The following is a 12,027-nucleotide window of genomic DNA, read 5'->3' on the forward strand; positions in this document are numbered from 1 at the left end:
GCACCGGCACCTGCCCACTGATAGCACCATCGTATCGGCACGCGTGCGTCATGTTTGAGCGATTGCGGGAAACAGGACGAGCAGACCGCCTGCACTTACCGCGGCCTCGTTGCTCCCGGGCGCACTATTCGCCTTCCGAATCGAATCCAAGCGCTGCAAAGCCTTTGTTTTAGCCTCGGTGAGGCGTGCGGACAGACCACCCAAGTCTGCAGCTGCGGCTACTCGCTTTAGGACCCGAGACTGCCAAAGGTCGAAGTCCTCCTCAAATTCAGAGTCATCTATCGCTGCTAGAAGCGCCTCATTTCCGAGTTCAACAACCCGAAGGTCCGCTTCCAAGCCAGGAGATACCTTTTGCTGCCGCACAATAGCGCGCGCAGATCGAGTGAGTTCCGCCGGAGTTGGGCTGTGATCACTCGTCTCAAATGCCACGCGAGCAGCGGCCCGGAAACGCTCGATAACATGCAAAGCGGCTCTCGCTTTCGGAGCGAGGGTGAAAAATTCTTCAGGTATCGCTAGCTGCACACCCCCGAAGGCCACGCTTTCTGCGACTCTGAAGCCAAGCAAAGTCGAGGTCACCATCTCAGAATCTGCGGTCCGGAGCTGAACCGGATCGCTAAAACAGGCGAACCAATCGATGGCCTCAAGTGTCAGGAGCAGATCTGCCAGCTCTGGCACAAGGTGAATCTCCACCGGAGGCTCTGTCTTTGGCGGTTCGCCATCTTCTTCTTGGGGTGGAGGATCAATTAATGTGAACTCCACATCCCCTGCTCTCTTTACAAGCGTCTGAACACAGACCGCACTGCAAGGCGACGCGGCTTTCCCGACTTCGCCCACGCTAGTGACTTGGGCAACTTGTTGAAGCCCCTGCGCGAGCTGCCTCCACCGACTACCAGCATCCCCACCTTTTGCTTCGAACACATGCCACCCTCCTCCGCTATCCTGAACTAGGTAGTCTGGAAACTTATCGCCTATAGCGGAGAGCGCAATCGGTTTCTTGACAATAGCAGCATCTATGAAGAGCCGCGTGTGTAGGAACCGAGTAACGGTATGCCCTGCACCGTGCATCCACCGGTCAGCGGCCAAAGCAGCGCCCAATGAACCAAGATTAAATGACACGCCAGCTTTCTCTGTCGGCTCGACATTTCCCCAGAATTCTCGAGGCCGGATCTTGCCTGAGCTGATCTCGACGCAGGCCAGCACCGCTTCGAGCTTTCGGCGGAGATAGTCGTACAACGGCGCTCTACTGCTTACCGGTGCGGTGTAGGTTCGGCTCCATGACAGTTCTTTTCCATAGCCAGCGGACAGACCAGCCGCCACCAGGTCAGCTCGCGTGATAACAGTTGAATGTGGAAGCGTTCCCGCACCGTAGAGACGATGACTTGTGTCTTTGGAAAAGTGTGTTTCGATGTACTCTTTGGGGGTGACACCGCCATGTACCGAAAACGGCGGTAGTGTTGGCTTGGCGAGAAACCAATAGGAGATCGGTGTAGACACTGCTCACTTGAGAGGTTTTCGTGAGTCTATCTGAATACAGCCGAGCTTCGTTAGCTTCAGTGCGTCGGCAGCGCTGCGCCGAACCTTGCGGGTGAATATCGCTCAAAATGCGGTCCCGACATGCAGGGATGCGCGATTCGGCGACCATCTATGTCGCCCACAGGCCGCCGTGCGCAGCGAACGAGATCGTGGTCGTGCGCGGGGGACTAAGCACTAGACGCTACGACGGACCCTCAATCCACCGGTCAAACCATCGTTTTGGCCCAAACGCAAGTTCTTCGGTGAGGTTCTGAGTCCTCCAAGCCGAGCCTGGACGAATACGAGCGGACAAGGACCGATCCGTTTCGAAACAGATGACGTTAATCAGAAGGTGCGATAAGCTGGTGGTCATGGCCGTTACCGACGAAGATTTTCGTACCCTCGCAACCCTCATCAAACATCGCAGGACCGGCCTACGCCTAAACGAAAGCAATCGGCTGGCGGACGGCCTCTATTTCGAGAACCGCAGCACAGCCAAGTGGGTGCTGTCGATCTATAGAAACGTCAAACGTAAAGAGAACGAACTAGAGCTCGCGATCGACCCACGTGGAATCTCGTGGGATCCGGCAGAGGTGGCGGCTGTGCGAGCTTGGCTGGTGCATGTAGGGCGCGAAATGGGGGCAAGAGAGTCTGGGATCCACGCGGCCCAGCCGGCGGACGCTATCAGGCTGGGCTTCAGCTTCGACCAGACGCGATGGTTCGCGGAGCGCTTCGTTGAGCGACTTGCTGAACACTCGCCCCAGCGATGGCACGCCCCGCCGGATATCGCGCGCGCGTTGCTAGAAACCGTAAAGCAGACCGTGGCTCAATCCGGTTTGCCAGCGGTGACGGTGGCTAAGACCAAGGAATTCCGCTTTCTCTCCGAACAGGATTTCCTAGAGCACGTTCGCCTGCTCTTGGCAGCAAGCAAGGGCCGGTGTGCCCTCACCCGTGTCGAACTGAAGGAAGGTGACCCTGAGCTGGCGCACTCCCTTGACCGCATCGACTCAGACGGACACTACGAGTCGGGGAATCTGCAGATCGTCGCGAGATTTGCCAATCGTTGGAAAAGCGACAAGCCCGATGCGGCTTTTCGAGCCCTGCTCGCGCTGGTACGCGTTGCGGGTGCTCAGTGACAATCACCCATCAAGCTGCTGAAGCCGGTGTCTGAGGCGGCTCGACAGACCCTCGGCAACGCCTTCGATGAGTTTCAGCGGGTCAGACCCGAGGTCTGGAACACGCTGCTCACCGAGACCGCGGACAAAGAGATGTTCCGCAAGGTCTACCCCTTCAGCCCGGCGTTGGTTCAGACCTTGATTGCCGTGTCGGCTGCGCTACAGCGCGAACGCACCGCGTTGAAGCTGATGCTGCAACTGCTGGTGGATCGGCGTGACGATCTGGAGCTGGGGCACATCATCCCTGTGGGCGATCTATTCGATGTGATTGCCGACGGCGATGAGCCATTTTCCGAGGCGATGCGCATCCACTTCGACAACGCGAAGCGGCTCTACAAGCAAAAGCTGTTGCCGCATCTGGAGCGGCAGCACGGCGTGACGTGGGAGAACATCCGCATTGGTGATGCCGATCCGGCAAAAGCCCGCATGCTGCGCAACGACGCTCGGCTGATCAAGACACTGCTGTTGAGCGCGTTGGTGCCCGAGGTTGAGTCGCTCAAGGCCTTGACGGCTCAGCGCCTGGCGGCCCTGAATCACGGAACGATCAAGTCGCCCATCCCTGGCCGCGAGACCCAGGACGTACTGCGCAAGTGCAAGGAGTGGGCCGCTGACATTGGTGAGATAAAGGTCACCGACGACTCCAACAATCTGATCTCAATCCAGGTCACCGGCGTGGACATCGAACCCATCGTGCGCGGCCCGGCAGCCTCCAGCGACAACCCGGGTAACCGCCGGCGACGCGTGCGCGAGATGCTGTTCGAGCAGCTCGGCGTGACCGATACCAACGACATGTTCGCGACGTACCCAGTGCTGTGGCGCGGCACGCGCCGCGAGGTGGAGGTGCTGTACGAGAACGTGCGCGAGATGTCGGACGAAAAGCTGCGTGGGCGCCCCGGCACGTGGACGGTGGTAATCGACTTTCCGTTCGACGACCAGAAGTACACACCCGCTGATGACCTGGCGCGCTTGGCGGCGTACCGCGGTGAAGAAACGCAAACGCTGGTATGGATGCCCTCGTTCTTCAGTGCCAAGGCCCAGCATGATCTGGGCCGGCTGGTGGTGCTGGACTACATCTTGACGGGCGAGCGTTTCAACGATTTGGCGGCCCACCTGGCGCTGGTCGACCGCGGACCAGCGCAGGCGCTGCTGCGCAATCAACGCGACCAGTTGCAGCAGCGCGTTCGGCAGTACCTGGAGGTGGCCTACGGCATCGCAGGCGACTCGCGCGACGCGGTGGTCAATCCGTTGGCACCAGAAGACCAGTTTCGATCGCTGGACCAGACCCTGACGCCTCTGCCGCCAGTGGGTGCGAACCTGAAGTCGGCTTTCGAGGCGCTGCTGGATCAACTGTTCAGGCATCAGTACCCGGCGCACCCGGTCTTCGACGCCGAGGTGAAGCTGGCGGCTGTGAAGAAGGTTTGGCCCGAACTTGAACGTGCCGTCGCGGCCAGTGACGGGCGCGCGTTGGTCAGCGACCGCGTGGTGCGGCAGCTGATTCGATCGATCGCCGATCCGGTGCAGCTCGGCAAGACGGGCGAGACGCACTTTGTGCTGGGCGACCATTGGCGCTCGCACTTTCTGCGTGAGCAAGCCAAAGAAGCTGCCACGTTCACGGTTGCGAATCTGCGCCGCTGGATGGACCAACCGCAGGCGATGGGGCTGCCGGCGGAGGCTCAGAACCTGATCATCCTGACGTTCGCAGGGCAGACCAACCGCCGCTTCGTGAAGGGCAACGTGCCCTACACACCCGGCATCGACCAGATGCCGGACGACCTGGAACTGCGCGAGCAGACGCTACCCGAGCACGCTGACTGGGAGGACGCCTGCAAGCGTGCTGCGGCGCTGTTCGGTTTGACCATCCCCACCTCGCGCAACGCGAGCAACGTGGCCAAGCTGGTTGAAGACGTGCAGGCCAAGGCGCGTGAGGCGCGGGAGCCGATGGTCAGCCTCGTCAAGACGCTGAACGAGAAGTCAGCCCTGTTCCCGACTTCGGGCGACAACCATCGCCTGCAGACGGCGCGTTCTGCACTGGCTTTGGTGGCCAGCCTGCTGAGTGCCGAAGGCGCCGCCGTCGTCACAACCCTCGCTCAGGCGTCGATAGAAACCTCTGAAGTTGCCATGCGCCAGACTCTGGCCAAGGCTCGCGAGCTGGACGAAGCGGCGCGCACCGCGGCTTGGGAAATCTTCGAGGCGATGAAGGCGCTCACCGACGACCGACAAGCGGCGGCGCGGGCGATCGTGGCGAAGGTTGGCGAGGCCTTGGCTGCCGACGAGCATGCGATTGGACTGAAGGCAACCCTGGATGACCAACGCGGCAAGGCCGTGCGGCTGCTGACCGCGGCGCCGGCACCACCTGCACCGCCCACTTCTGGGCCCGCGCCGACAGGTCCGGTGACGCCACCGCTGCCGCCGACCGGGCCGGCGCCAGCGCCACCGGGCGGGATTGCACCCAAACCGCCGGTGATCGTGCAGGAATCCGCTGCGATGGACCTCGAAAGCACCCAGGCGCTAGCCCTGCTGGACGACCTGCATGCGAAATTGGACAGCGACACCGAACTGCGGCTATCAATCTCATGGCGGCTCGAGAAGCTGGGGAGCAGCAAGTGACCGTGGCTGCCGGGCCCTTGTCGCTCCCTCAAATTGAGGCGCAAGCGCGCGCGGTCCTTGACCGCGCGAGTGATGCCAGGGTCATCGCCATCCAGGCCACGGCCAAGGCACAGTGGCCCGAAGCCATTACGCTGTCGGGCAGGGCCTTCCAGCTCCGCTGGTGCGAAAGCCCATTGATGGCCCGAGAAGCACTTTGTGCGCTGGATGACGTGGCGGATGGGCAAGCGGCCACGGGGCTCATTTTGCTGACCCCGGTGGCCTCGCGCGAGTTGGGCGCCGATGTCGTAGCACAGCTGGCGCGCACCCAGGTATTTCAGCCCGACGCCTGGGGCATGGTCCAACAGCTCTTCAAGGCACGCGAGATCGACGCGCGGCTGAGCCGGTTCCGGTGGATGGCCCAATTGCTGGTGGAGCGCGCCAGCATGGGCGCCTATCCGCCCGTGCCGAACGGCTTTCTGGACATGGATACGGCTTGGCGCCACATCCTGGGCCGGTGCCTCGCTTTGGAAGCCTCGCGGCCAGACGCGGCGATGTTGTTGAACTGGTCGCTGGGCGCAGATTCGGCCGGGATGTTTGCCGATTTGCCAGATGCCGCCAAGACGCAGATCGCCGCTTGGCTGGGCGAATCAGGCGGAGCTGTGGGCACGCTCGTCATCCGCTGCGTCACGGCAGGCAACACCCAGGATGCAGTGCCGCTCGGCTTGGTCTGCGGCGTTGTGTTGTCGCCTCATGGCGAAGGTGTTCACGAACTGGCGGCAGCTGCGATTCGTCTCGAACGGTTCATGGGCGACAAGCGAATCGGCATTGCCGATGGGCGCCTTTGGGCCGCTGACGCGGCGAAGCTTCTCAGCGTCAGCGCGTTGACCCCCTTGACTCCGGCCTTGCGCCACGCCGTGAACGAACGTGCCGAGGCCCTGCTGCGCGAGTTGCATGTGGATGCCTACGCGCACCTGAGCGACGCGCTTCCACTGGGTTTGGAGCAGCGGCTCGGGTTGCTGGCAGATGCGCTGAAGTCCTTTATCGCCGATCCATCGACTGCCCTTCTTCAGGCCACCGAGCGCGCTGCTGATTCGGCCGCGACCCACGCCCATGCCGACGCGGCAAGCACCCGGATGTTGCGGGTGAAGATGGCGGTTCGCTTGTGCCGATGGATGATGGCAGAACGGCCTGAGAACAAGGGCCGCGGGAACGGAGCCACACCGGGGCTCGCAGAGCTCGCGCAGATGTATGCCCGCGAAGGCGCATTCGTTGACTGGGCGCGATTCAAGCTGATTGGCGGTGACGACTTGCCTGGTCTTTCTTCCGCGTTCGTTGCGCTGCGCGACGCGGCACGCAAGAAGGCTGAGGTGTTCAATCAGGCCTTCGCGCAAGCGCTGCAGGTTTGGAACCGTGAGCCGCGGGCCGAGGCTGCATGTATGCCGGTCGAAGCGATCAACGAGCGGCTTGTTGCCCCGCTGGCGCAGCAGGCGCCGGTGCTCTTGTTGGTGGCGGATGGCCTGAGCTACAGCATTTTCCGCGAGCTTTGCGAGGACTTGGAGGCCTTGGGCTGGGACGAGCATGTCGCTGGCCCCCCGCCGACGCTTTCGGTTGGCATAGCGGCACTGCCGACAATTACCGAAGTGAGCCGGACTAGCCTGTTGTCGGGCCGCCTCGTTGCGGGTGCAGCTCCGCAGGAAAAGTCGGCGTTCTCGACCCATGCAGCGCTCGTGGCGGCGTCACGCGCAGGTACAGCGCCGATCGTGTTCCACAAGGGGGATCTGGCTGACTCCGAGGGGTTGTCATCCGTGGTTCGAGACGCCATCGCCTCGGCGCAGCAGCAGGTGGTGGCCGTGGTCTACAACGCTGTGGACGACCACCTGAGTGGCTCGAACCAGATCCATGTGCGATGGACGATCGATGATCTGAGGTTGCTGGGCCCCCTGCTAAGCGAAGCTCGCCGGGCACGACGTGTGGTGATCATCACTGCCGACCATGGACACGTCATCGACGATGGCACCGTGCAGCGTGGCCAAGGCGATGGTGATCGCTGGCGCCTGCCTTCAGGCCCCCTGGACGAGAGTGAGTTTCAGTTCGACGGCGGCCGAGTGAAGACCGCTGCAGGCAACGCGGTGGTTTGTGCCTGGTCGGAAAGCGTTCGACACGGAGCCAAGAAAAACGGCTATCACGGTGGCGTCTCGGCGCAGGAAGTGGTGGTCCCCTTGAGCGTGTTCACGCCGCGCAACATGCCCCTCAAGGGTTGGCAGGTGGCCGCAGCGCCGCAGCCGGACTGGTGGGCACCATTCGAGTCTGCGCCGCCATTGGTCCCTGAAGCCCCGGCGTTGTTTCGTAAGCCACTGAAGCCGAAACCTGTGGCCACGCCGCACCCTGACCTGTTCGGAGGGGCAGCGCCCGCGGCATCACCGGCGCCTGGCGTGCACTGGATCGAAGCGCTTCAGGCGTCATCAGTCTACGTTGCGCAGAAGGCACTTGCGGCGCGCGTGGCACCCGCCGATGCTGACGTTCGGGCACTGCTGGATGCATTGGCGGCTCGAGGCGGGAAGCTATCCAAAGCGGCGCTCGCGCAGCGTTTGGGTATGCCCGCCATGCGCATCAGCGGCTTCGTGAATGCAGCCAAGCGCGTGCTCAACGTTGACCAGGCCGCTGTGCTCGTTCTCGACGAGACCGCCGGTAGCGTGGAACTAAACATGGAACTGCTCGCTCGTCAGTTTCGGGTGACGGTACGATGAGAGCTACGAAATGATCAGCCCACAACGAAGAGCCGAGGTGATCGAAGCCCTCAGGCGCGGCACGGTGCCCAAGGCAGGCCTCGATGCTCTGGCCGTGGGATACGGCCGCCTTCAGGGAACGCTGGATGAAGAGTTGAATGCCGTTGCGGCCGGCCGTGGAGCCTTCAAAGCCATTCGGGGCGAGTATGGGTCAGGCAAGACCTTCTTCGGCCGTTGGCTGCAGGAGCGGGCCAGGGCACGGGGACTGGCCACTAGCGAGGTACAGATTTCGGAGACCGAGACGCCCTTGCATCGCCTGGAAACGGTTTACCGGCGTTTGGTGGAGCGCATTGCAACGGCCGACAGCGGCGAAGGCGCATTTCGCGGCATCGTTGACGGCTGGTTCTACGCCTTGGAGCGTGACGTGCTGGAGGACACCAGCCTGGACCCTACGGATGAGGCAACGCTGCTGTCGAAGACCGAAGCGTTGATGGAGGCGCGGCTTGCTAGCGTCACAAAGGTAGCACCGGCGTTTTCGGCCACCCTTCGGGCGTACCGCCGCGCGTTGCAGGCCGGTGACAACGCCACGGCCGATGGGCTGATGGCCTGGCTCAGCGGCCAGCCCAACGTGGCAGCGTCGATCCGACGCGCGGCTGGCGTGAAGGGGGACATCGACCACTTTGGCGCCACCAACTTTCTGTCCGGCCTGCTGACCATGCTGCGCGACTCGGGTTACGGCGGACTGCTACTGGTGTTGGACGAGGTTGAAACGCTACAACGCATGCGCGCCGACACGCGCGAGCGGGGCCTGAATGCACTACGGCAATGGATCGACGAGATCGACGCCGGCCGCTTCCCCGGCCTGTACCTCTTGATCACTGGCACCCAGGCCTTCTACGAAGGGGCACAGGGCGTTCAGCGGCTCGCGCCGCTGGCCCAACGGCTGCACGTTGACTTCGGCACGGACTCGCGGTTTGATAACCCGCGGGCGGTGCAGGTGCGGCTGCCAGCGTTCGGTCATGAGTCACTGCTTGAAGTCGGTCGCAAAGTGCGCGACATCTATGCCGAGGGAGCAGCGGTAGGTCACAGGTTTCGTACCCTGGTTGACGACACATATGTCGAGTCGCTGGCCAAGGCTGTCACGGGGAACTTGGGCGGAAAGGTCGGCGTCTCGCCAAGGTTGTTCCTGAAGAAGCTAGTGGCAGACGTGATGGATCGCGTCGATCAGTTCGAGGACTTCGATCCTCGCAAGCATTACGCACTGACCATCGCCGAGAGTGAGATGACTGCGCAGGAGCGCGCCGCGGTTGGCGTGGGCTCGGTCGATGACATTGAGCTTTGAACTTGTCGACAACCTTGGTGACTGCCCATGAGCGTGGAGGCCTTCGAACGCCTGCACGGCGCCCTGCAGTACCACATAGTCAACTCGATGGGCTGGACCGGCTTGCGCTCGACGCAGGCCGACGCTGTAGTACCGATTTTGGAAGGCAAGCATTGCTTGATCCTCGCGCCGACGGCCGGCGGCAAGACTGAAGCGGCAGCGATCCCCATCTTGTCGCGCATGGCGACCGAGGAGTGGGTAGGACCTAGCGTGCTGTACGTGTGCCCAATCAAGGCGCTACTGAACAACCTTGAATCGCGCCTGTCTCGATACGCTGGTTTCGTCGGTAGAACAGTACAAGTCTGGCACGGTGACATAGGACAAGCGACCAAGGCCCGCGCCAAACGCACGGCACCAGACATCCTGTTGACTACCCCGGAGTCGTTGGAAGGAATGCTCATTTCTACGAAGGTAGATCGTGCAGTGTGGTTCGGCAATGTTCGCGTGGTGATCGTAGACGAGTTGCATGCGTTCGCGGGTGATGACCGAGGTTGGCATTTGCGAGCTGTCGTTAAGCGTATCGAGGCCTATGCAAGGCAGCCAATTCAAAGGATTGGTTTGTCAGCGACGGTGGGCAACCCGGATGGACTTTTGGACTGGTTCGCGGGCCCAGGAGAACGGCAGGTCGTTGGATCTTCCTTGGTGACCACGGATGCCGATGTAACTATCGACCACGTTGGATCCCTTGCGAATGCTGCGACCGTCATCTCCCGGCTACATCGAGGCTCGAAGCGCCTAGTTTTCTGTGACAGCCGCTCTAAGGTCGAGGAATTGGCGGTCTCATTGCGCACCCTCAACACCCGGACTTTTGTCTCGCATTCATCACTAAGCGCGTCTGAACGAAAACTTGCCGAGACGGCTTTTTCAGAGGAGCGGGACTGCGTGATCGTCGCCACCAGCACGCTGGAACTCGGAATTGACGTGGGCGACTTGGATTACGTGATTCAGATCGACTCTCCCAGCACAGTGTCGTCATTCCTACAACGCATGGGCCGGACTGGGCGACGCACAGGCAGCCGTCGCAGTTTCCTGTTTTTGACAACGAACGATGAAGCCTTCTTGTTGGCCTGCGCGATCACGACGCTATGGCGCGAGAAGTATGTTGAACACATTGCACCCCCGCCTTTGCCTTGGCACATGGTGGCGCAACAGATGATGGCACTAATACTGGAGCGCCCTGGGGTTCCGTCGCACGAGCTCGTGAGCACGACTCAATCGCAGTTTCCGGAGCTTAAATCTGAGACAGTGGCGGCCACATTTGATTTCATGGTCGCTAAGGAGATCTTGTTCACTAGCAGCGGGCTCGCTTCGATGGGACCGATGGGCGAGAAGCTATTCGGACGGAGCCATTTCCTCGACTTGTTGTCGGCATTCGCGAGCCCTATGGTTCTCGTGGCCCGACACGGAGCCACGGAACTGGGATACGTTGATCCTATGGCTGTTCAGCAGCAAAAGGATAGTCCAACCGTCCTGCTACTCGGCGGTCGAAGCTGGAAAGTGATTTCTGTTGATTGGCCAAAGCGCACGGTATCGGTGGAACCCGTGGCGGACAAAGGCAAATCCCGCTGGCTGGGAACATCGAGGTGGCTGGGCTTCGAAGTCTGTCAGGCGATGCGACGCGTATTACTCAACGAAGGCGATGCTGGTCTGGGGCTTTCAAAACGAGGTACGCAGCAGCTCGAGGAAGTTCGCAACCTGATCACTGCACCGGACCGCCAGGGATCGCTCCTGCTCGAACATTTACCTTCGGGGCGACTTCGCTGGTGGACATTTGCCGGTGGCGCAGTCAACAACGCCGTAGCTCTACGACTCGGTTCAATTGGAAGCACGCGAGTTGATGATCTTTGGGTTGAGACGGGTCCTGGTATATCCGTACCAGCGTTGACGGCTCGGCCGATTGAGCCAGGTGCCAGGCTGGCATTTGCTAAAGATTTGGCGGAAGCCAGTGAATTGAAATTCGCTGCTTGCCTCCCCGCCGAACTATTGGCAGCGGTCTTCGCAAGCAGATCCCTGGACGAAACTAATTTATTGAAGCTCCTCTCCATTTGATTCTCGAGTCATCAAGAACGCCTGAAATAACCGCCGGACTACAAATCCGTTGTGTCACGTAAGGGCGGCAATGCGAACTGACCACCCGCGGTGTCTTGGGGACCATCCTCTCCCATCGACCAAAGTGGCAAATATTGCAGGGATTCGGGCTCTTCCTCAATGTCCTCCCATAACACCAACGGCAAATAGTCGCATCTCTCGATTACTGAGATCAGGTCGCACAGCCAGCCAGCGTACGCCCAGTCGCTTCCTCGGCCCCTCGCCGCAATAGCAGGGAAACGCTGAACGAACAATTCAGCCAGTGAGCGGGCGTTGAGCCGCTCCGCATCACGCCAGTCAAAGTAGTGGTTTCCGCCTCCAGCTGCGGAATAGGTGGCGGTGGATCCATGCGTTCCCTCCATCAGGATCGCGCCGTGCGCCTCAGAGAAGCAGCTGCGTGGAGCGATGGCGAGCCTCCATGCCAGCGGATACGCGTACGGCATGATGCGCAGGTGCTGATAACCCATTCGATGCAACTCGCTGACCATGACAATCACGCGTTGAGCTCGCCGAACCCAGGCGATACTTGATCTCACTTGTCACCTTTCGGACGAGAACA

The 12,027-nt window shown here is 61.2% G+C and carries 7 protein-coding genes; 5 read left to right on the forward strand and 2 right to left on the reverse strand.

Going from position 1 to position 12,027, the window contains the following annotated elements; genetic code table 11:
• Positions 1-48 precede the first annotated feature (48 nt).
• Entirely contained in the window at positions 49-1,494 is a 1,446-nt protein-coding gene (locus HNE04_RS13590) for a hypothetical protein (RefSeq protein ID WP_172219745.1), read from the reverse strand.
• 389 nt (positions 1,495-1,883) lie between these two features.
• On the opposite strand from HNE04_RS13590, the gene HNE04_RS13595 reads away from it, so the two are divergent.
• The 5 genes from HNE04_RS13595 to HNE04_RS13615 are packed head-to-tail and all read left to right on the forward strand — an operon-like array spanning position 1,884 to position 11,429.
• Positions 1,884-2,648 (forward strand): hypothetical protein, encoded by a 765-nt coding sequence (locus tag HNE04_RS13595; protein ID WP_172219747.1) that lies wholly within the window; start codon positions 1,884-1,886, stop codon positions 2,646-2,648.
• Between the two features lie 27 nt (positions 2,649-2,675).
• Positions 2,676-5,294, forward strand: coding sequence for a hypothetical protein (locus HNE04_RS13600; protein ID WP_172219748.1), 2,619 nt, complete (start codon positions 2,676-2,678; stop codon positions 5,292-5,294).
• Positions 5,291-8,020: a BREX-2 system phosphatase PglZ gene (gene pglZ, locus HNE04_RS13605; RefSeq protein WP_328700326.1), complete on the forward strand. Its 2,730-nt coding sequence runs from the start codon at positions 5,291-5,293 to the stop codon at positions 8,018-8,020. The genes HNE04_RS13600 and pglZ overlap by 4 nt, the downstream gene beginning before the upstream one ends.
• 10 nt (positions 8,021-8,030) lie before the next feature.
• Complete coding sequence (gene brxD / locus HNE04_RS13610; RefSeq protein WP_172219754.1) at positions 8,031-9,341, forward strand: BREX system ATP-binding protein BrxD; 1,311 nt, start codon at positions 8,031-8,033, stop codon at positions 9,339-9,341.
• 27 nt (positions 9,342-9,368) lie between these two features.
• Positions 9,369-11,429: a DEAD/DEAH box helicase gene (locus HNE04_RS13615; protein WP_207717563.1), complete on the forward strand. Its 2,061-nt coding sequence runs from the start codon at positions 9,369-9,371 to the stop codon at positions 11,427-11,429.
• Between the two features lie 38 nt (positions 11,430-11,467).
• On the opposite strand, the gene HNE04_RS13620 is transcribed toward HNE04_RS13615, so the two are convergent.
• The gene (locus HNE04_RS13620; protein WP_172219757.1) at positions 11,468-11,965 is read right to left on the reverse strand and encodes a hypothetical protein; all 498 of its coding nucleotides are present in this window, start codon (positions 11,963-11,965) and stop codon (positions 11,468-11,470) included.
• Positions 11,966-12,027 lie beyond the last annotated feature (62 nt).

The sequence above is a fragment of the Caenimonas soli genome (assembly GCF_013155545.1).
In the GTDB taxonomy this organism is placed as follows: Bacteria; Pseudomonadota; Gammaproteobacteria; order Burkholderiales; family Burkholderiaceae_C; genus Ramlibacter; species Ramlibacter soli.